Source organism: Pseudomonas sp. KU26590 (assembly GCF_026153515.1).
Classification (GTDB): Bacteria; Pseudomonadota; Gammaproteobacteria; order Pseudomonadales; family Pseudomonadaceae; genus Aquipseudomonas.
This window is the reverse complement of sequence record NZ_CP110644.1, coordinates 2030277-2051669: the sequence shown is the minus strand read 5'-3', so window position 1 is coordinate 2051669 and position 21393 is coordinate 2030277. Positions and strand designations below refer to the sequence as shown.

Below are 21393 nucleotides of genomic sequence, written 5' to 3'. Positions count from 1 at the left end.
GAACGACTGCATGTTCGATGATCTGGATTACAGCCAACCCTACGCCTCCGCCCGCTCGCCGGTGATGGGCAACAACATGGTCGCCTGCTCGCAACCGCTGGCCGCACAGGCCGGGCTGGACATGCTGCGTCAGGGCGGCAACGCCGTTGATGCCGCCATCGCCGCCGCCATGGTGCTGACCGTGGTCGAACCCACCGGCTGCGGCATTGGCAGCGACGCCTTCGCCATCGTATGGGACGGTAAGACGTTGCAAGGCCTGAACGCCTCGGGCCGCTCGCCGAAAGCCTGGACGCCGGAGCACTTCGCCGGTCAGCAGGAAATGCCCCAGCGCGGCTGGGCCTCGGTGACAGTGCCGGGCGCGGTGTCGGCCTGGGTCGCGTTGTCCGAGCGCTATGGCAAGCTGCCCTTCGCCACCCTCGCCGCAGCCGCCATAGGCTATGCGCGCGACGGTTATCAGGTCACGCCGATCATTGCCGAACTGTGGCGTCGCGGCGCCGGGCTGTTGAAGGATCAGCCAGGCTTTGCTGAGTGCTTCCTGCAGGGCGGCAAAGCGCCGAAGGCCGGGGAGAAAGTCACGCTGAAGGATCACGCGAAGACGCTTGAGCTGATTGCTGACACCAAGGGCGAGGCGTTCTATCTCGGCGAACTGGCTCAGGCGATGATCACTCACGCCAACGCCAATGGCAGCGTCATGAGCCTTGAGGATCTGGCGAACCATCGGGTGGACTGGATCGATACCTTGTCGGTGCCGTACGCCGGCGCCGTGGTCCACGAGCTGCCGCCGAATGGTCAGGGCATCGCCACGCTGGCAGGCCTTGGAATACTGGAAGCGCTGGGCGTGGGCGAGCAGCCGGTGGACAGCGTCGACACCGTGCACCCGGTGCTGGAAGCGATGAAGCTGGCGCTGGCCGACCTCAACCAGCACGTCACCGACAACGACCACATGCGCGTCGCCGCTGAACACATGCTGGACCCGGCGTACCTGCGCGATCGCGCGGCGTTGGTCGGCGAACAGGCAGAAGACCCGCTGCATGGCGCGCCCAAGGCTGGCGGCACGGTGTACCTGTCGGCGGCGGACGAGAGCGGCATGATGGTCTCGTTCATCCAGTCGAATTACATGGGGTTTGGTTCCGGCGTGGTGGTACCGGGCACGGGCATCAGCCTGCAGAATCGCGGCGCGGGTTTTACCCTGGACCCTGATCACGTCAATACCGTTGCGCCGGGCAAGCGGCCGTTTCACACCATCATTCCGGGCTTTGTGATGAACGCCGACGGCACGCCGTTGATGTCGTTCGGCCTGATGGGCGGGCCGATGCAGGCCCAGGGGCATTTGCAGATGATGCTGCGCATCCTGCGCTTCAAGCAGAACCCTCAGGCCGCTGCCGACGCGCCGCGCTGGCGCATCGAGTCAGGCCTGAAGGTTGCGGTAGAGCGCTCGTTTGATCCGCAGGTGATCGAAGCGCTGCGCGCCAAAGGCCACGACGTGGAAGTTGAAGACCCTAGCGGCGTATTCGCCTTCGGCGGCGCGCAAATCATCCAGCGCACGGCCCATGGGTACGTGGGCGGGACCGATCCGAGGAAAGATGGGTTGGTGGCGGCGTATTGAGTGAGCCGACACTTGAAACTGTAGGAGTGATCGGAGTGGCGCCCCACCTTGCCCGCGATCGCAGTGTGTCAGCCACGCATAGGTCGGCTGACACAACCGGTTCGCGAGCAAGCTCACCCCTACAATATTTGTACCCGCCTCCAGATCCGCGTCGAACGCAAATCCCCAGTAGGAGCAATCGGAGGTTACGACGGTCGCGAAGGCGGCGGGTCTGTTACATCACTGTCGACTGACACACCGCCTTCGCGGGCAAGCGCGCTCCTACAGTTGATTTGCGCTGTCCACCAATCTGCGATCCCTCAGATAATCCGCGTTCGATGACCATCCCACAGGTCTCAAGTCCCGATATGAAATGGATGGATCACGGTCTGCCTCTGCCCGCAGGGCGTAGGAGCCCGCTTGCCCGCGAAGGCATTTTCCGGCGCGCCGGCCTCCATGTCTGACACAACGCCTATTGATCAACCACGCAAATCCGGAGCCAGCTTGCTGGCGAACGCGTCCTGTCAGTCGACAGAAAAGTGACTGAAACACCGCTTCGCGAGCAAGCTCACTCCTACAATTTTTGTACCCGCCTCCAGATCCGCAGCGAACGGTTTTATGTACCCGCCTCCAAATCCGCGTCGAACGCAAATCCCCAGTAGGAGCAATCGGAGGTTACGACGGTCGCGAAAGCGGCGGGTCTGTTACATCACTGTCGACTGACACACCGCCTTCGCGGGCAAGCGCGCTCCTACAGTTGATTTGCGCCGTCCATCAATCTGCGTTCCCTCAGGTAATCCGCGTTTGATGACCATCCCACAGGTCTCAAGTCCCAAGATGAAATGGCAGGGATCGCGATCTGCCTCTGCCCGCAGGGCGTAGGAGCGCGCTTGCCCGCGAAGACGTTTTCCGGCGCGCCGGCCTCCACGCCTGACACGACGCCTATTGATCAACCACGCAAATCGGTAGGAGCCGGCTTGCTGGCGAACGCGGTAGGCCAGCCACTGCAGATGTCGGCTGACACAATCTGTTCGCCAGCAAGCCGGCTCCTACGAATCGGGTGTATGCCTTGCCTGCCAGGTTAGCCAGACACCACCGCAACAATCCCCACCACACTCAACACCATCACCGTGCAACCCAGCACCACTACTTCACGCAATGGCGCCGGAATACGCTCCTGGGTCATACCCCGGGCGCTTTTGCGGTAACGGGCGTTGAGGCCGATCTGGATCAAGATGCCCGCGATCAGCGAAAGGATGACGGGCAGCAGCGCCATCAAACCGAACGGCGGAATCCAGCGCAAAAACAGAGTGCATACCCCGATCAACGTCAGCAGCGTCCGGCGCCAGGCCAGCAGCGTGCGTTCGGGTTGCAGGCCGGGGTCATCATGGCGCACCGGCGTCGACGACACAGCATGACTGCGCCGGTTCACGACGCGCCGGAGATCAGAAAGACGATCAGCCCCGCCGCCACCAACGCGCCCCCCAATGACAGAATCGGCACCAGCACCGGCAACGGCAGCGGCTTGCGTTGACGCATCGCCCGCTCGACTTTCAGCCAGCGCACGCAGGCACTGGCGCTCACCAGCAAGGCCAGTACCAGCAACGACAAAGCCACGGCCCGACGCAGACCGGGGCTGAACACGTCGCTGGTGAAGGCTTCGACCGCAATGCCACCGGCCAGAAACGCCAGCGCCGTGCGGATCCAGGCGAGAAACGTGCGTTCGTTGGCGAGGGTAAAGCGCGGGTCGGGTTCGCAGCCGCCGCCGAGCAGCGAAGCCGACAGGCGATCACGCTCAGGCGGCGTAACGGAGGTATTGGCGGGAGGCATGACGTTGCGGGGCTCAGGGGAATTCATGTCGCACCGTGGTCGGGTAGATGCGACGGATCATACCGGTCACGCCCGGGAAAGGCCCGTGTCCACAGCGACATGGGGTTGTCTGTTGCCGCAGCGTGCGTAACCGGTAGGAGCGTGGCTTGTCCCGCGATCGGGGACGCAGTCCCCGTAAACCTTGCCAACGCGCTGTGTCTGGAAAAACGCGTTCACCGGGTCACGACGGGTTCCCCGCCGATCGCGGGACAAGCCACGCTCCCACAGTCGGATTATCGGTTCGCCAGCTCCAACCACACCGCGCCATCGGGATATTGATACCGCTCCAGCGTCTCGGCGTGCATTTCGATGCTGTACCCCGGGCGTTGCGGCGGCAGGTAGCGGCCGCGGCGGATCACCACCGGATCAAGGAAGTGTTCGTGCAAGTGATCGACGTATTCCAGCACGCGTTTGTCCAGGGAGCCGGACACGGCGATGTAATCGAACATCGAAATGTTCTGCACATATTCGCACAATCCCACGCCGCCACCGTGCGGGCACACCGGGATGTCGAATTTCGCCGCCATCAGCAGCACGATCAGCACTTCGTTCAGCCCGCCCAGCCGGGCCGCGTCGAGCTGGCAGAAATCCAGCGCGCCGGCCTGGAACATCTGTTTGAACATCACCCGGTTGTGGCAATGCTCGCCGGTCGCCACGCCAATCGGCGCGATGCGCTGACGAATCGTCGCGTGGCCGAGGATGTCATCGGGGTGGGTCGGCTCTTCGATCCACCACGGCTCGAACGCCGCCAGCCGGCGCATGTTGCTGATCGACTGCTCGACGCTCCAGACCTGATTGGCGTCCATCATCAGGGTGCGTTCCCAGCCCATTTCGTCGCGCAGGATCGCGGCGCGGCGCATGTCTTCTTCGATGTCCGAGCCGATCTTCTGCTTGATGTGGGTCCAGCCTTCGGCCACGGCTTCGCGGGCCAACCGCCGCATCTTTTCCTCCGAGTAGCCCAGCCAGCCCGGCGCGGTGGTGTAGCCCGGATAGCCCTCCTCCAGCAGCTGCGCCTCACGCTTTGCTTTGCCCGGCACTTGCCGACGGAGCAGCGCGATGGCTTCTTCGGGGGTGATGGCGTCGGTGACGTAGCTGAAGTCCAGGCATTTCACCAACTGCTCGGGGGTCATGTCGGCCAGCAACTTCCAGACCGGCTTGCCCTCGACCTTGGCCCACAGGTCCCACACGGCATTGACCAGCGCGGCGGTGGCCAGATGGATCACGCCTTTTTCCGGCCCCAGCCAGCGCAACTGGCTGTCGCCGGCCGTGAGGGTGTGCCAGAACGCGCCCATGTCCGCAGTGATCGATTCCAGGCTCAGCCCCACCACGCAGGGCGCTAAGGAGTGGATCGCAGCGGCGCAGATTTCGTTACCCCGGCCGATGGTGAACGTCAGGCCGTGGCCTTCCAGCCCGTCGGACGAATCGGTGTGCAGCACGACATAGGCGGCGGAATAATCCGGGGCGCTGTTCATTGCGTCGGAGCCGTCGAGGGACAGGGACGTGGGGAAGCGGATGTCGCGGACGGAAATGGACGTGATCTGCATGGTGGGCTCTTGTTATGGGTGGCAACGCATACCTGTAGGAGTGACTGTAGGCCGATCCGCGATACAGGCATAATCGCCAGATCTTAATCATTGATACCAAATCCGATATGTCAGACACAGCCCCTGCCGCCGATCTGCCTGGCACCTTCCCGACGCTGAAAATCTCCAGCCGGCAGATCGCGTTGCTAAACGCCTTGGCCGAACTGGGCAATCTGCGCAAGGCCGCCGCCGCCATTCACACCACCCAGCCCGCTGCCAGCCTGTTGCTGCAACAGCTGGAAGAACGTCTCGGCGTGCAGTTGTTCGAGCGCCTGCCGCGCGGCATGCGGCCCACACTGGCCGGCGAGGTGATGATTCGCTACGCCCAGGGCGCGCTGCATGAATTCGAATACGCCGAAGCGCAGCTGGCTGAGCTGGCACGCGGGGCGACGGGGATGGTGCGCATCGGCACGGTGATGGGCCCGGTGCCGACGCTGCTGACCCGCGGCGTGCTGGCGTTCAAGGCCGCGCACCCGAAAGTACGCATCGCCCTGGAAGTCGGCACCAGTGATGAGCTGCTGCCGGCGCTGATTCGCGGGGATTTCGATGTGGTACTGGGCAGGCTGCCTGATCAGCTCGACGGCCAGAGCCTTGATATCCAGCTGTTCGAACAGGGCGAACGCATGCGCATCATCGCCCGGCCGCAGCACCCGCTGGTGGATCACGCTGGCCCCACCCAGACGGGCCTGACCCTGGCGGAGCTGGCGCCGCTGACCTGGATCCTCCACCCCATCGGCAGCCCCATGCGGCGCCAGGTTGAAAACGCCTTGCTGGCCGCTCAATTGATTGAGCCGCTGGACATCATCGAAACCCATTCGATTCTGGCGACCACTTCAATGCTCGAATCCTCGGACATGATCGCCGTGGTGCCCAATGACGTCGCCCAGCACTACGCGCGCTACGGCATGATCGCCATCCTGCCGGTCGAGCTGCCGCTGAGCATGGCCAATCTTGGGCTGATGACGTCGAAGGCCAGGCCGATGTCGGCGGCGGTGAAGGCACTGCTCGCGTTTCTACGCGTTCGCTTCTAAGCCCGCGTCCCTAAGCTCACGTTTCCGGGCTGACGTTTCCGGGCTAACGTTTCCAAAGTCTCAGGCGGCCTGATAAATCGATAACCCTGCGTTATCGCTCAATCGAAACCTTTCATTGGGAAATTTCCCACCGGCTTCATAGAGTGGCTGAAAATCGGCTCACAACGTCCGCGCTTATGAAGCGGCCGCCTGTTACGTCGTGAATAACAATAACCGGCCAGCCAGGGTGCCGCTTCCTGATGGAAGCCGTCGTCTTGCACCGCTGACCCAGGCCGCAACCGTCATGAGAGGCCGCATGGAACTCATCGCCAAAACCGCCGCGTTCGACAGCAGTGCGCTGTTCATCCGTCTGAACCCCCTTGATAACGTGCTGATAGCGCGCCAGGCGCTAAGCGAAGGCATGTACCTGGACGACGAAAACGTCACGGTTTCGCAGCCGATCCCTTCCGGGCACAAGGTCGCGGCAGTGCGGGTCGAGCAGGGTCAGCCGCTAAGGCGTTACGGCCAGATCATCGGCTTCGCTTCACAGCCCATCGACGCCGGCCAGCACGTGCATGTGCACAACGTCGAGATGGGTGACTTCTCCCGTGACTACGCTTTTGGCGTCGACGCCCACGAAACGCCGAAAACCGAGGCGTTCTTTCAGGGCATCGTGCGCGCCGACGGCCGCGTTGCGACACGCAATTACATCGGCATTCTCACTTCGGTGAACTGCTCGGCCACCGTCGCGCGGGCCATCGCCGACCGTTTCCGTCGCGATATTTTTCCGGAAGCCCTCGCGGACTACCCCAACATCGACGGCGTGGTCGCGCTGACCCACGGCTCCGGCTGCGCCATCGACTCCAAGGGCGAGGCCATCGACCTGCTGCGCCGCACCCTGGCGGGTTACGCGGTGCACCCGAACTTTGCGGCGGTGCTGGTGGTGGGTCTCGGCTGCGAGACCAATCAGATTCAAGACATGCTCGACAGCCAGGACTTGAAAGCCAGTGACCAGTTGCGGGCCTTTACCATTCAAGGCACCGGTGGCACCTCGAAGACCATCGCCAGCGGCATCGCTCAAGTGCAATCGCTTCTGCCCCAGGCCAACAAGATCACCCGCGAAACCGTCAGCGCCCGGCACCTGATCGTCGGTCTGCAATGTGGCGGCTCCGACGGCTATTCCGGCATCACCGCCAACCCGGCGCTGGGCAATGCGGTGGACCGGCTGGTGGCGGCGGGCGGCACGGCAATTCTGTCCGAGACCCCAGAGATTTACGGGGCCGAGCATTTGCTGACGCGGCGGGCGGCGACTCAGGCGATCGGCGAAAAACTGGTACAGCGCATTCACTGGTGGGAAGACTACTGCCAGCGCATGAACGCCGAGCTGAACAACAACCCGTCCGCTGGTAACAAGGCAGGCGGGCTGACGACCATTCTGGAGAAGTCGCTGGGCGCGGTGGCCAAGGCCGGCTCGACCAACCTGATGGGCGTGTATGAATACGCCGAAGCCGTCCGCGCCCAGGGCCTGGTGTTCATGGACACCCCCGGTTACGACCCGGTCTCCGCGACGGGGCAAGTGGCCGGCGGCGCCAACCTGATCGCATTCACCACCGGACGGGGTTCGGCCTACGGTTGCGCGCCGACGCCGTCGATCAAACTGGCAACCAATAACCGCGTGTTCGAATTTCAGCAGGAGGACATGGACGTGAATTGCGGCGGCATCGCCGACGGCACCACGACGATTGAAGAACGCGGCGCTTACATATTCCAGATGATGCTGGACATCGCCTCCGGCGCCCGCAGCAAAAGCGAGCAGCACGGTTATGGGCAAAACGAGTTCGTCCCCTGGCACATCGGTGCGGTGACTTAAAATTTTGCCGAGCGACGCATGCTTTTTGTAGCACCGGCTTTAGCCGGGAAGCTTTTCAAACGTCACACCGCAATATGGATGGCGCCCACACGGGCCTCTTCCCGGCTGAAGCCGGTCCCACAGGAGAAATGCGTCGTCTGCTCGACTGCGTTCGCCTGGTAGGACCGGCTTTAGCCGGGAAGCTTTTCAAACGTCACACCGCAATATGAATGGCGCCCACACGGGCCTCTTCCCGGCTGAAGCCGGTCCCACAGGAGAAATGCGTCGTCTGCTCGACTGCGTTCGCCTGGTAGGACCGGCTTTAGCCGGGAAGCTTTTCAAACGTCACACCGCAATATGAATGGCGCCCACACTGGCCTCTTCCCGGCTGAAGCCGGTCCCACTGGTGAAATGCGTTCGCCTGCTGGACCGCGTTTTCCTTGTAGGACCGGCTTCAGCCGGGAAGCTTTTCAAACGTCACACCGCAATATGGATGGCGCCCACACGGGCCTCTTCCCGGCTGAAGCCGGTCCCACTGGTGAAATGCGTTCGCCTGCTGGACCGCGTTTTCCTTGTAGGACCGGCTTCAGCCGGGAAGCTTTCAAGCCCTTACAACAATAAAAAAGGTGCGCAATGAAATCCCTCAAGACCTACCAGACGATCACCATCGTCTTTCTGATGCTGTTCGGCGTGGTCAATTATCTGGACCGCAGCGCGCTGTCCATCGCCAACACGACGATCCAGAAAGACATGCTCATCAGCCCTTCGGAGATGGGCATCTTGTTGTCGGCGTTCTCGCTGGCCTATGCCTTCGCGCAGTTGCCGATGGGCATGCTCATCGACAAGCTCGGCACCAAGATTGCGTTGGGCGGCGCGCTGATGGTGTGGTCCATCGCGCAGACGGCGTCGGGCTTCGTCAACAGCTTCAGCGGCTTCTTCGCCCTGCGCGTGTTGTTGGGAATCGGCGAGGCACCGATGTTTCCGTCAGCCGCCAAAACCCTCAACGAGTGGTTCGAAGAGCACGAGCGCGGCACCCCGACGGGCATCGTCTGGTCGGCGACCTGCATCGGGCCGTGCCTGGCGCCGCCGCTGCTGACGCTGTTCATGGTCAACTTCAGCTGGCGCGGCATGTTCATCATCACCGGTGTGCTCGGCATCGTCCTGTCGCTGTGCTGGCTGATGTTCTACAAAAGCCGTGCGCAGTACCTGAAGGAGCTGGCGGCTGAGGGTCGCGCACCCACCGTGCAGGTGGTTCAGGCCGATGCTGCGCCGAAGGCTTCGTTCTTCGCCGGCTGGCTGGACCTGTTCAAGCACCGCAGCACCTGGGGCACGTTCCTCGGTTTCATGGGCGTGATCTACATGCTCTGGCTGCACCTGACCTGGCTGCCCGGCTACTTCCAGCGCGAACACGGCCTTGATCCCTATCAAACCGCCTGGGTGGTGTCGTTTGCTTATGTGTTCGGCGCGATTGGCACCATCGCCGCCGGGCGGATCTGCGATCGACTGGTCAAGCGCGGCGTCGGCGTGCTCAATAGCCGCAAATACACGGTGATTGGCGGACTGGTGTTCGCCGCCGTGTTCACCCTGCCGCTGACTTTCGTCACCGGCCTGAGCGGTTGCGTCGCCCTGCTGTGCCTGGCGCTGTTCGGCATCAACCTGTCCAGCGCCACGGCGTGGATGGTCGTCAATACCGTGGTCGACAGCAAACGCGTGGCGTCGCTGGGTTCTATCCAGAATTTCGGTGGCTACATCGCAGGCTCCATCGCGCCGATCGTCACCGGGTTCAGCGTGCAATATTCCGGCACCTTTGCCACCGCCTTCGCGGTCAGCGCCATCGTCGCGCTGCTCTCGGCGGTCGCCTACTTCGTGCTGCTCAAAGCGCCGATCCCCGAACACACCACCACGGCGCAGAAGGACTGGCAGGCGAATGCGGATGAGGTGCAAGGGCGTCGGGTTTGATTGATAACCTGCAACGTATTGTTGGGAGATAGCACTGGGTCCGGGCCTCCGCGATCCTGTGGGAGTGAGCTTGCTCACTAAGACGGCATTCCAGCCGCTGAAGATTTAGCGGATGTACTGGCCTCTTCGCGAGCAAGGTGGAGCGCCACCCCGGTCGCTCCCACAACGCTTACAGCGGCAGCACGTTGGAGACGTCCAGAACAACCTGCTATCCAAAGCGCACCCAATCACCACTATGATTTATAAGCCTTAATTTTCCCTTCAAAATCCCGCACTTGTCCTACGCTGTGAGTCAGACGTGTCGCTGTTGCGATGCTGCGTGCTCGAACGAGTGGATTGTTCGTCACAGTGGCGGGTCTGAAATCGTGGCAGTCAGCGAGGGTGGGGTTTGAGACAGGTAGAAGGATCGGAGTTCGACGTCAGAAACCGTCGACTCAAACGCATGCCCGTTTTGTGGCTGGCGGGGCTGTTTACCTTGTTGGTGTGCATCTCCATCACGAGCATCAACGTCTGGCAATTGCGCCAGACGCGCATTCACGAGCTGGAAATCGCCAACACCAACGTCACCAACCTCTCGCGCTCAATGGCGCAGCACGCCGATGACGCCTTCGATCAGGCGCACATCGCCGTGTCGTCGGTGGTCGAGCGGCTTTCGTTCGACGGCTTCGGCGCCGCCAGTGGTTCGCGCATGCACGATTATCTGCGCGCCACTGCCGCCAGCGTCGAGCAGATCCAGGGCCTGTTCATCTACGACAAGGACGGCAACTGGGCTGCCACCTCCCTCAACCACATGCCGGCCAACGCCAACAATGCAGACCGCGAGTATTTCCGCTTCCACCAGTCCATCGCCAGCAGCCTGCCCCACGTCGGCCCCGCCATACAGAGTCGCACCACCGGCGACTGGATCATCCCGGTGTCGCGACGGGTGGACGATGAGATGGGCAACTTCGCCGGCGTGGTGCTGGCCACCGTCGAACTGAATTACTTCGAACGGTTTTTCGAGCGCTTCGACATCGGCAAGCATGGCGTCATCACCCTGGCAATGGCCGATGGCACAGTGCTCGCTCGGCGCCCGCTCCTCGACAACGTGCGCGGCATTTCCATCGCCGACGGCGAATTGTTCCGTCTTCACGTCAGGGAACACTACGAAGGCACGGCAAACGTCGTGTCGATGCTCGACCACGAACAGCGACTGTACGGCTACAAAAAACTGGACCGCTACCCCATGGTGGTGCTCGCCGGCCTGTCCCAGCGCGAAGTGCTCGACGAGTGGCGGCAATACGCGTGGCGCTCGCTGGCGATCATCATCTGCGTGGTGGTTGCCAACCTGCTGTTTGGCGTCTTGCTCTTCCAGCAAATTCGCTTCGGCCTCAACGCCGAATCACAGCTGCGTATTGCCAGCCACTCGCTGGAAAAGCTCGCGCTGCAAGACAGTCTGACCGGGCTGGCCAATCGTCGGCATTTTCAGGAGATTCTCGGTCTGGAGTTTGGCAACGGGCAGCCGAACCTGCATCCGCTGAGCCTGATCATGATCGACATCGATTTGTTCAAGAGCTACAACGACAACTACGGCCACGTCGCCGGCGACAAATGCATCGTCGCCGTCGCCGAGTGCATTCGCAGCACCCTCAACCGCACCGGCGACCTTGCGGTGCGCTACGGCGGGGAAGAAATGGCCGTTTTCCTGCCCTACAGTGAAATGCACGGCGCGGTGAGTCTGGCGGAGAAGATCCGGCTGGCCGTGCTCACGCGAGCCCTGGAGCATCAGGGCAATCCGATCGGCATCGTCAGCATCAGCCTGGGGGTTTATGGCTGTAAAGCGCAGGAATGCCAGACCCTGGACGACTTCGTCAAACGCGCGGATGCGGCGCTGTATGCCGCCAAGCATCAGGGCCGCAATCGAACCGTGGCCTGGCAGGAATCCACTGTGATCAGTGCGCTGCCCGCGCCGTGACGATCTGCGCGACCTTGCCGCGAAACAGCTCCAGCCGGTCAGCCGGCGCGTCGTGTTCAACCACTAGCGCGCCGACTTCCTCGCAGTGCGCGACCTGATAATGGGCGATACTGGAAAGCTTCTCGTTGATCACCGCCACCGCCACCTGACCGCTGCGCGCCACCACGGCGCGCTTGAACTCGGCGACATCCATGTCGAACGCGGTCACGCCTTTCAGCGCATCCAGCGCACAGGCGCCGAGAAAGCACAGATCGAAATTGAAGTGGGCCAGTTGCTGAATCGTGGTGAAACCGTAGGTGCTCCCCGCGACAGGACTCAGACGCCCGCCGAGCAGAATCACTTCCACCGAGGGCAGCTTCATCAGCTCGACGGCGATCAGCGGCGCGTTGGTGGTCACGGTCAACGGCATGTGCGGATCAAGGGCTTTGGCGATTGCCAGATTGGTCGAACCGCCGTCGATAAACACGTGCTGCCCGGCGCTGATCAATGCCGCTGCCGCAATGCCCAACTGACGCTTGCGTCCGGGCTCATGCTCGACACGCGCAGCGATCGGCCCGTCCGACGCCAGGGAAATCGCCCCGCCGTACACCCGTTTGCACAGTCCGGCGGCCGCCAGGGTGCCCAGATCGCGGCGAATGGAATGCTCGGACACATTGAATTCGGCCGCCAGCTCCGCCGCAATCACACGACCGTGCATGGCCAGACGCTCGATGATCAAACGCTGACGCTCGCCGGGAAATGCTTCAGGGTTGGCAGACATGAGGCCTCGGTAATGGGCTGAATCGATCACAAACGAGCAGGATCATGGGGCGCGCCGGGCCGCGATGTCAAACCACAGGCTGGACAGGTCCTGAAGGGTTGAGTGATTTGCAGAAAAACACGTTCGGGTGGGATTCAGCCTGCAGGCGATGTACCGCTAACCCCGTGTTTTCGTAGCCCTGTCGAGGGTAAAACTGCAAGGCACGGGCATTCCTCGCCCACACCGTCACCCATAATGTTGATGTACCACGAGCCGATGCTTCATTTTCAGCCCTGCGAAGCAACTGCCATCCCACCCCATGCCCCGCAAATCGCTCCTGCACGTAGAGCCGCTTGAGCTCGGCGGCATACGGGTCGCTGACCAAAGGGTGAAGGGTTTTCAGGCATATCTGCGCAAATCCGACCAGATGCTCATCGGCTTCCGCCAGCAAAAATATGGAGTCAGGGCGCTCGATCATCGCGCAAATGGTCTCGGGCGCGAAGGACTCCAGCGCCTCGCGGGCGATGGCGTCACGCACGCCCTCGGTCGCATAGGTATCCATAAATACCTGAATGCCCAACGCCGCAATGCTCAGCACATCCGATGGCGTGGCAGTCCGCAGGGTGAAATCGAGTTTGTCGCTGTTGGCCATGTTCGCCGCTTCCTTGAGTGCGAGTGATGAATGTCGGGATTGCGCAGAAGTAAACGCGTCACGCATTCAACCCAAATCACCGGGTTGACCGCAATCAACGCAAATCCCCATGCTGACCCCAATCAACTGTGGGAGCGCTTGCCCGCGAAAGCAGTGTGTCAGGCAAACGATTTGTTGGAGTCAGAATGCCTTCGCGGGCAAGCGCGCTCCTACACCGTCCGCGCCAGCCCGTATTTCTTCCGTGTTGCCCGCGAGGTACGAGTGGAGGTCCGCCCCAGCGGCGGTACATATCGCGCACCGTCCCGCATTGCCCCGTCTCGGCATTACTGCATCAACGAATACACCAGCGCCGAGATCGAGATCAACCCGATCACCACGACGAACACGTTCGACAGTTTGCCCGCATAGCGGCGCATGGCAGGCACTTTGCGCACGGCGTACATGGGCATGAGGAACAACAGCGCGGCAATGACCGGGCCGCCGAGGGTTTCGATCATGCCCAGAATGCTTGGGTTGAGCGTCGCCACCAGCCAGCAGACCACCAGCATGAAGCCCGCGGTCAGGCGGTCGAGCGTGCGCGGCGAAGGACGACGACCGGTCTTCATCACCAGACCTTTAAGGCCTTCACTGGCGCCGATGTAGTGGCCCAGAAACGACTTGGTGATCGCGACGAACGCAATCAGCGGCGCCGCAAACGCGATGGTCGGGTTGCTGAAGTGGTTGGCCAGATAAGACAGGATCGACAGGTTCTGCGCCTTGGCCTCCGCCAGTTGTTCGGGTGCCAGGGTCAGCACGCAGCTGAAGACGAAGAAGAGCACCATGACCACCATCAGCAGATGAGCACGGGCCAGGATCTGCGCGCTGCGCGGTTCGGCCTGCGCGCCATACTGACGCTTCTGGTCCACGGCGAAAGCCGAAATGATCGGCGAATGGTTGAACGAAAAGACCATCACCGGAATCGCCAGCCACAGCGTGTGCAGCAGCGCCGACGGTGCCGGAAGGCTGCTCGCGGTGGTGAGAATGCCGCCGTTCCAGTGGGGAATCAGAAACACCGCGAGGAAAAGCAAGGCCACGATGAACGGATACACCATCAGGCTCATCGCCTTGACGATGATCTGCTCACCGCAACGCACCACAGCCAGCAAGCCGAGGATCAGCACGAACGCCAGCAGTGCCCGGGGAGGCGGCTGCACATGCAGCTGGTGCTCCATGAAACTGCCCACTGTGTTGGTCAGCGCCACGCTGTAGATCAGCAGGATCGGAAACACGGCGAAGAAATACAGCAGCGTAATCAAGGCACCGGCTTTTTTGCCGAAATGCTGCTCGACCACCTCGGTGATGTCCGCGCCATCGCGACCCGAGAGCACGAAACGGGTCAGCCCGCGGTGCGCATAGAAGGTCATCGGGAAGGCCAGCACGGCCAGAATCACCAGCGGCCAGAACCCGCCGATACCTGCGTTGATCGGCAGAAACAACGTGCCCGCGCCGATGGCGGTGCCGAACAGCCCGAGCATCCAGGTGGTGTCGTTGCGGTTCCAGGTCGTCACGCTCGCGGGTGCGGTGTCGACGGTGTGTTCGACGCTGTTGGCCTGATCATTCATCCGGTCGATTCTCCGTTGCCGGTGATAGCTACATGGTCAAAAGCGCGTCGAAAAACGTGGCAGTCGGCGCCCCTGACCGGTTCTCTACAGGGAAAGGGGCGCGATTGTCCGGGATTAGAGAGCAGAATCAAAGGCTTGTCGGACCAAAAGCCTGCGGCCCCGGATGATGAAAGCGTTTGGCTGGCGTAACGTCGTGCGCAAACCAGCAGGGCTTCTTACTTAAAGAACCGGATAATTCCTACAACGAAGACGGATTAATTAGTTCGCGAAACGTATTGTAAATCCACGGCAGTACAGCTCTAAGTCGTCCTCCCTTAGGCTCTCGCCACATTCAACCGCCCATGGAAGGTAACGCATGTTCAAGACTTTCGCCGTCATCACCTTGCTCGCTGCCAGCACTTACGCGAGCGCAAACAACGCTTCCCCTCAATGCGCAACACTTGATAAACAACAGGCGAAAATCCTGTTCGAGCGCTGGAATAGCGCATTGCAAAGCGGCGACTCAAGCCAGGTGGCTGCGAACTACACGGCCGATGCCGTGCTGCTGCCGACCCTCTCCAACCAGCCCAGAACAGACCTCGCCGGCAAACTTGATTACTTCAACAAGTTTCTCAAAAACAAACCGGTCGGCACCGTCGATAGCAGCACTGTTATGACAAGTTGCAACAGCGCAATCGATACCGGCACTTACACGTTCCGTTTCCGCGATAACTCAGCCGTCAGCGCGCGTTACACCTTCACTTATGCCTTCGTCGACAACCAGTGGTTGATTACATCGCACCACTCTTCAGCCATGCCGGAGTAACGGACATTCAGCCAACAGTCGGCCTGACGTCCAACGCCGGGCCGACTCAACTTTCAGACCCGTCCCACACGTCACTCGCCTGCGACATCGCGCCGCAACGGCATGCTCAGCTCCACCCGCAAACCGTCCTGACGGCTGTCAAAGCGCAGCGAACACGCGCAGCGTTGAACGATGGCCTGAACAATCGCCAGCCCCAGGCCGGCGCCGGGGCTCTTGCCGTTGCGCCAGAAACGCTGGGTGAGCTTGTCCAGGTCCGGCTCGGGAATGCCGGGGCCATGATCGCGAACGCGGAAATGCGCCTGCCCGTCGAAGGTTTCGACACTCAGCTCCACCCGCGCATCGGCCTGGCTGTGGCGCAGGGCGTTGTCCAGCAGATTGCGTAGCGCGGCCACCGCCAACGCCGCCGGCATCTGCACGGCGGCGCTGGACAACTGCGACGGCAGGATCAGTTCGATGCGCTGCTCGTCGCCGTGACTGGCGTCATGTATGGCCAGCCGCGCGACCTGCTCGGCGTCGCACTGCACACCGTCATCGAACGACAGGCTGCCCTCGACCCGCGCCAACAGCAGCAGCTGTTCTAGGGTGCGGTGCATGCGGTCAGCGCCCTCCTCCGCATGGGCCAGCGCCGTGTCGCGCTTCTGGCCGTCGGTCATGCGCGCGACTTGCAGATGGGTCTTGATGGCGGTGAGCGGGCTGCGCAGCTCATGGGCGGCGTCGCCGGTCAGCCGACGCTCGCGCTCCAGGGTCTGGGCGATGCGCTGAAACAGCTGGTTCTGGCTTTTCAGCAGCGGCTGCAACTCGCTGGGCAGATGGGGCACATCCAGCGGCTCGACCGAATCGGCGCTGTGGCGATTCAAGGCATCGCGCATGCGGTTGAGCGGCGCCAGCCCCCGGCCGATGCCGAACCAGACCAGCGCCAGGCTGCCGAACAGCGCCACCAGCACCGGCACCGACGCCGCCAACAGCACCGAGTGCCCGAGCACGTCGCGTTCAATCTGCCGGTCAGCGGTGCTCACCCGCACGTTGTCATGCATCATCGTGTACACCCGCCAGTGGTCGCCGTCGATCATCTGGTCATGGAAGCCGCTGGCGTCAGCCTTCAGCGGTTCGCTCGGCGAGCTGTCGGTGCGCGCCAGCACCTGCCCGCGCAGGGAACTCAACTGACACGCCATGCCGTTGGGCAACGCCGGATCGTCGGCCCGCAGCGAGCGGGTTTCGCTGCCGGTGGGCATCTGCATCTGTTCGAGCAGCCCGGCCACCATTCGCGCCGATGCTTCAAGGCGTTGATCGAGGGACTGCATCATCTGCGTGCGCAAGTCGCGCAGCATCCACGCCGCCGCGAGCACCCAGATCACAATGAACGCCGAGCCCAGGATCAGACTCAGCCGCGTGCGCAGGCTCATCATGGCGAGGGCTCCGAATCAAGGCCGGCCGGGCCGAGGCGATAGCCCAGACCGCGCACGGTTTCGATGATGCCGCCGCCCAGTTTGCGCCGAAGATGGTGGATGTGAACGTTGAGGGCGTTGCTCTCGACTTCGTCGCCGAAGCCGTACACGCAATCCTTCAACTGCTCGCCCGAAAGCACGCGGCCGTTGTTGTTCAGCAGCGCTTGCAGCAATGCCTGTTCACGACGCGACAGATCGACCGGCTGACCGGCAAGGCGGGTTTCCCGGCTGCTGGGGTCGTAGCTGAGCACGCCGTGCTCGATCACGTTGACGCTGCGCCCGGCCATGCGTCGGACCAGGGTGTGCAGGCGCGCGCTGAGTTCACGCAGGTCGAAGGGCTTGAGCAGGTAATCGTCCGCCCCGGCCTGCAAGCCGTCGACGCGGTCGGTGACGGTGTCGCGAGCGGTGAGGATCAGCACCGGGATCTCGACGCCCAGCTGGCGCAAGTGGCGCAACAGCTTCAGGCCATCTTCATCGGGCAGGCCGAGGTCGAGAATCATCACGTCGAAATGCGCGGCCGACAGCATCGCCCGCGCGGAGGAGGCCGTGGCCACGCGATCCACCGTCAGGCCCTGGGCATCAAGGCCTGCGACGATGCCGCTGGCGATCAGGTCGTCGTCTTCACAAAGCAGTACGTGCATGGTCGGCCCCGAAAAAAAGGCGATTGAAGCGCAGAGGGATTAACGGCGGATTATGCACGAGCCGCCGCAGACACGACGCGCCCCATAGCGTTAATCGACTGTTAATCGCCACTGCGCAGGCTTCGCCCCATTGAAGAGGTTTGGAAGGTGCGCATGCGTAAGGTGTGGTGGATGATTCTGATGCTGATCCCGTTGCTGGCGCAGGCAGTGCCCGGCGGTGATCCCTTCCCGGCCAGGTCCGGCCCCTCACTCCTCAGCGAGAAGGCGGATTTTCTGTCGGCGAAAGACGCTTTCATCTTCACCTCGGAACGCCTGGCGTCCGGCGAAACCCGCCTGTACTGGCAGATCGCGGACGGATATTACCTGTATCAGCAACGGCTCAGGTTCGAAGGGCTCAGCCAGGGACAGCAGCCCGTACTGCCGACCGGTGAAGACCATAACGATGAGTATTTCGGCCAGCAGCAGGTCTATCGGCGGGGCCTTGAACTGACAATCCCGGCCTCGGCCAACGGTCAGATAAAAGTGAGCTGGCAGGGCTGCGCCGATGCCGGGTTGTGTTATCCCCCGCAAAGCCAGCGCGTTACGGTGGGCAGCGGCGACGCGCAACCAGCCAGCGCTCAAGTCGGCAATCAAGCCGAGGATCAAGCGTTGGCGAGCGGCCTGGCGCAACGGTCTCTTGGCCTGAGCCTGCTGGCGTTTTTCGGGCTGGGTCTGCTGCTGGCGTTCACGCCGTGCTCACTGCCGATGCTGCCGATCCTTGCCGGCGTGGTGGTCGGCAGCGGCGCAAGACCCGCACGGGGCTTGGCGCTGGCCAGCGTTTACGTGCTGAGCATGGCGCTGATCTACGCCGGGCTGGGGGTGGTCGCCGCGCTGTTGGGCAGCAACCTGCAATCGACCCTGCAGCAACCCTGGCTGCTGGGCAGTTTCGCGACCCTGTTTGTGGTGCTGGCGCTGCCGATGTTTGGCTTCTTCGAGCTGCAATTGCCGGGTTTCCTGCGCGACCGTCTGGAGAAGGCCGGGCGTCAGCGCCACGGCGGCAGTCTGCTGGGCGCTTCGGCGCTCGGCGCGCTGTCGGGACTGATGATCGGCCCGTGCATGACCGCGCCACTGGCCGGCGCACTGCTGTATATCGCCCAGAGCGGTAACGCGCTGCACGGCGCGCTGGTGTTGTTCGTCATGGGGCTGGGCATGGGCCTGCCGTTGTTGCTGCTGGTCACGGTCGGCACGCGTTTGCTACCAAAACCGGGGGCCTGGATGAACCTGGTCAAAGGCCTCTTCGGCTTCCTGTTACTGGGCACCGCGTTGGTGATGATTCGGCCGCTGCTCGCCGGCGTGCTGTGGCTGGCGCTGTTCGGTGCACTGCTGATCATCTTTGCCTACAGCGCCATCGTGCAGACCCGGTCGCTGCCACGCGCCTCACTCATTAGCGCTCCCTTCGGCCTGGTCGCGGGCCTGTGGGGCGTGATGATGGTGATCGGCGCGGCGGCGGGCGGCGAGGATCCCTGGCAGCCGCTCGATGTCTTCAGCGGAGCGAAGCCATCCAACGCAAGCGAAGCACACGCCGCGTTCACCACGATCAAGGACCCGCAGGTCCTGAACCGGGAACTCGCCGCTGCCACTGGCGCCGGGCAGTGGGTGCTGGTCGACTACTACGCTGACTGGTGCGTGTCCTGCAAGATCATGGAAAAGACTGTGTTCGCCAACGCTGAAACCCTGCAGGCATTGAACGGCGTGCGCCTGCTGCGCCTAGATGTCACGGCCGACAACGACGCCAGCCACGCGCTGCTCGGTCGTTTCAACGTGCCAGGCCCGCCGACCCTGGTGTGGATCGCGCCGGACGGCAGCGAAAGGCGCGACCGGCGTATCACCGGTGAAGTGGACCTTGAAGCCTTTTTGCAGCACTGGCAAACCACCCTGGAGCGTGGCTGATGCTGAGTTTCTCCGTGGGGCCGTTCGCCCTGTCGCTCAATCATCTGCTGCTGCTCGTTGCTCTCGCGCTGGCGACTCTGGTCGGCTGGATCACTGGCCGCAGCCAGCGGATAAACCCGGAACGCGCCGTCTTCGGCCTGTTCATGTTCGGGCTGCTGGTGGCGCGTCTGGCATTCGTCACGCGCTACTGGCCGCAATATGAAGGCGATCTGCTGCGCATCGTTGATATTCGCGACGGCGGCTTCAGTGCCTGGCCCGGTGTCGTGGCCGTTGGGGCCGGCGCCGCCATCATGGCGTTGCGGCGGCCGTTGCAGCGCAGGCCCCTGGGGTGGGGCGTCGCCAGCGGGTTGCTGTTCTGGTGGCTCAGTACTCTGGCGGTGGAAAGCGTTCGTCAGGATGTCCCGCTGCCGGATCTGGCGCTGCGCAATGGCGCGGGCGAACGCGTGCAAGTACGCGATTACGCAGGCCGCAAACTGGTGATCAACCTGTGGGCGACGTGGTGCCCGCCGTGCCGGCGGGAAATGCCCGTTCTGCAAGCCGCGCAAATGGCCAATTCCGACGTCGTGTTTCTGTTCGTCAATCAGGGAGAAAGCCCACGTGAAGTGGCGACGTTTCTCGGCAGCCAGGGGTTGCAACTGGACAACGTGCTGTTCGATCAGAGCGGTGAGTTGGGTCGACTTGCCGGCTCAGCCGCCCTGCCCACCACCCTGTTTTACGGCGTGAACGGCCGACAGCAGGACGGGCATCTGGGCGAACTGTCCAGCGCCAGCCTCACCCATTATCTGGACGGTTTGAGCCAGCCGCCGAACGCTTCTTCGCCGACTTCTTTCCCGCCGTCCTCACAGCCTTCTTCAAAATAAGGGACCACCCCATGAACTTCATCCGCCCTGCGCTCATCGCCGCCGCCGTTTCGCTCTCCCTGCCAGGCGCGCTGGTCCACGCAGAAGATCTGCCCGCCCCGATCAAGGCGCTGGAAGCCAAGGGCGCAACCATCAAAGGCAGCTTCGACGCACCGGGCGGGCTGAAGGGCTACGCCGCCGAGTACCAGAATCAAGGCATGGCCCTGTACCTGACCCCGGACGGCAAGCATGTGCTGGCCGGCAATCTGTTCGATGAAAAGGGCGAGGACCTGAGCACCGCGCCCCTGCAGAAACTGGTCTATGGGCCGATGGCCGAGGCGATGTGGAGCCGCATGGAAAACAGCACCTGGATCGCCGACGGCGCCAAAACTGCGCCGAAGGTCATCTACCTGTTCAGCGACGCCAACTGCCCGTACTGCAACCTGTTCTGGGAACAGGCGCGGCCCTGGGTCAAATCCGGGAAAGTACAGTTGCGCCACATCATGGTTGGCGTGATCCGCGAGGACAGCGCCGCCAAAGCCGCGAGCCTGCTGGCCGACGCAAACCCGGAACTGGCCCTGCAGAACCATGAACAGGCGGGCAAAGGCAGCACGCTCAAGGCCATGCAGAACATCCCCAAAGACATTCAGGCAAAACTCGACGCCAACATGAAGTTAATGAAAGACCTGGGCCTGTCCGCCACACCTTCCATCTTCTACAAGGACGAGGCCGGACACCTTCAGCAGCAACAAGGCGCGCCCCGGCCTGAGGCGCTGGCGAAAATGATGGGCCCGAAATAGCCGGGGTTCTGCTGGCGTAGCCGGCCGGTGGTGGACGCAGCGCTCTGACCAATGGCGACAGGGGGTACAACGCGGGTACTGCGCCGGCGTGTCATCCGTGTAAAAATGTCGACCACCATTTCAAGAGCCACAA

At 62.6% G+C, this 21393-nt stretch carries 17 protein-coding genes; 9 read left to right on the top strand and 8 right to left on the bottom strand.

Going from position 1 to position 21393, the window contains the following annotated elements:
* Positions 1-10 precede the first annotated feature (10 nt).
* On the top strand, positions 11-1606 hold the full coding sequence (locus OKW98_RS09225; RefSeq protein WP_265388886.1) for a gamma-glutamyltransferase family protein: 1596 nt from the start codon (positions 11-13) through the stop codon (positions 1604-1606).
* A 1060-nt stretch (positions 1607-2666) separates the two neighbouring features.
* Here the strand turns inward: OKW98_RS09225 and OKW98_RS09220 are convergent.
* From OKW98_RS09220 to OKW98_RS09210, 3 genes are all read right to left on the bottom strand, one after another.
* On the bottom strand, positions 2667-3017 hold the full coding sequence (locus OKW98_RS09220) for a DUF202 domain-containing protein (protein WP_265388885.1): 351 nt from the start codon (positions 3015-3017) through the stop codon (positions 2667-2669).
* Positions 3014-3442 carry a YidH family protein gene (locus tag OKW98_RS09215; protein ID WP_416148229.1) on the bottom strand — a complete coding sequence of 143 codons (429 nt, stop codon included), beginning with the start codon at positions 3440-3442 and terminating at the stop codon, positions 3014-3016. Before OKW98_RS09215 ends, OKW98_RS09220 begins: the two co-directional genes overlap by 4 nt.
* Before the next feature lie 245 nt (positions 3443-3687).
* On the bottom strand, positions 3688-4998 hold the full coding sequence (locus OKW98_RS09210) for an L-fuconate dehydratase (protein ID WP_265388884.1): 1311 nt from the start codon (positions 4996-4998) through the stop codon (positions 3688-3690).
* Between the two features lie 107 nt (positions 4999-5105).
* Here OKW98_RS09210 and OKW98_RS09205 point away from each other — a divergent pair, with 107 nt between their 5' ends.
* The 4 genes from OKW98_RS09205 (at position 5106) to OKW98_RS09190 (ending at position 11809) form a co-directional block, all read left to right on the top strand.
* Positions 5106-6068, top strand: coding sequence for a LysR family transcriptional regulator (locus OKW98_RS09205; protein ID WP_265388883.1), 963 nt, complete (start codon positions 5106-5108; stop codon positions 6066-6068).
* A 295-nt stretch (positions 6069-6363) separates the two neighbouring features.
* Entirely contained in the window at positions 6364-7917 is a 1554-nt protein-coding gene (locus OKW98_RS09200) for a UxaA family hydrolase (protein WP_265388882.1), read from the top strand.
* A 612-nt stretch (positions 7918-8529) separates the two neighbouring features.
* Complete coding sequence (locus OKW98_RS09195; protein ID WP_265388881.1) at positions 8530-9855, top strand: MFS transporter; 1326 nt, start codon at positions 8530-8532, stop codon at positions 9853-9855.
* Between the two features lie 442 nt (positions 9856-10297).
* Positions 10298-11809, top strand: a complete 1512-nt coding sequence (locus OKW98_RS09190; protein WP_265388880.1) for a diguanylate cyclase — start codon at positions 10298-10300, stop codon at positions 11807-11809.
* On the opposite strand, the gene OKW98_RS09185 is transcribed toward OKW98_RS09190, so the two are convergent.
* The 3 genes from OKW98_RS09185 to OKW98_RS09175 all read right to left on the bottom strand — a co-directional run bounded on the left by OKW98_RS09185 (position 11787) and on the right by OKW98_RS09175 (position 14801).
* Positions 11787-12569, bottom strand: a complete 783-nt coding sequence (locus tag OKW98_RS09185; RefSeq protein ID WP_265388879.1) for a DeoR/GlpR family DNA-binding transcription regulator — start codon at positions 12567-12569, stop codon at positions 11787-11789. The two genes, OKW98_RS09190 and OKW98_RS09185, sit on opposite strands and share 23 nt — an antisense overlap.
* A 67-nt stretch (positions 12570-12636) precedes the next feature.
* The gene (locus tag OKW98_RS09180; RefSeq protein ID WP_265388878.1) at positions 12637-13200 is read right to left on the bottom strand and encodes a GNAT family N-acetyltransferase; all 564 of its coding nucleotides are present in this window, start codon (positions 13198-13200) and stop codon (positions 12637-12639) included.
* A gap of 323 nt (positions 13201-13523) precedes the next feature.
* Positions 13524-14801 carry a serine/threonine transporter gene (locus OKW98_RS09175; protein ID WP_265388877.1) on the bottom strand — a complete coding sequence of 426 codons (1278 nt, stop codon included), beginning with the start codon at positions 14799-14801 and terminating at the stop codon, positions 13524-13526.
* A 355-nt stretch (positions 14802-15156) separates the two neighbouring features.
* Here OKW98_RS09175 and OKW98_RS09170 point away from each other — a divergent pair, with 355 nt between their 5' ends.
* A complete protein-coding gene (locus OKW98_RS09170) occupies positions 15157-15606 on the top strand; it encodes an SgcJ/EcaC family oxidoreductase (RefSeq protein ID WP_265388876.1) in 450 nt (149 codons plus the stop codon).
* 71 nt (positions 15607-15677) lie between these two features.
* Here the strand turns inward: OKW98_RS09170 and OKW98_RS09165 are convergent, their stop codons facing one another.
* Together OKW98_RS09165 and OKW98_RS09160 are read right to left on the bottom strand one after the other, a co-directional pair.
* A complete protein-coding gene (locus tag OKW98_RS09165) occupies positions 15678-17012 on the bottom strand; it encodes an ATP-binding protein (RefSeq protein ID WP_265388875.1) in 1335 nt (444 codons plus the stop codon).
* On the bottom strand, positions 17009-17692 hold the full coding sequence (locus OKW98_RS09160) for a response regulator (RefSeq protein ID WP_265388874.1): 684 nt from the start codon (positions 17690-17692) through the stop codon (positions 17009-17011). Before OKW98_RS09160 ends, OKW98_RS09165 begins: the two co-directional genes overlap by 4 nt.
* Positions 17693-17845: 153 nt before the next feature.
* Here OKW98_RS09160 and dsbD point away from each other — a divergent pair, with 153 nt between their 5' ends.
* Genes dsbD through dsbG form a run of 3 tightly spaced genes read left to right on the top strand, consistent with a single transcriptional unit; the run spans position 17846 to position 21260 of the window.
* Positions 17846-19621, top strand: a complete 1776-nt coding sequence (gene dsbD, locus OKW98_RS09155; RefSeq protein WP_265388873.1) for a protein-disulfide reductase DsbD — start codon at positions 17846-17848, stop codon at positions 19619-19621.
* Positions 19621-20481, top strand: a complete 861-nt coding sequence (locus tag OKW98_RS09150) for a TlpA family protein disulfide reductase (protein ID WP_265388872.1) — start codon at positions 19621-19623, stop codon at positions 20479-20481. The genes dsbD and OKW98_RS09150 overlap by 1 nt, the downstream gene beginning before the upstream one ends.
* Before the next feature lie 11 nt (positions 20482-20492).
* Positions 20493-21260: a thiol:disulfide interchange protein DsbG gene (gene dsbG, locus OKW98_RS09145; RefSeq protein WP_265388871.1), complete on the top strand. Its 768-nt coding sequence runs from the start codon at positions 20493-20495 to the stop codon at positions 21258-21260.
* The last annotated feature ends 133 nt before the right edge of the window (positions 21261-21393 follow it).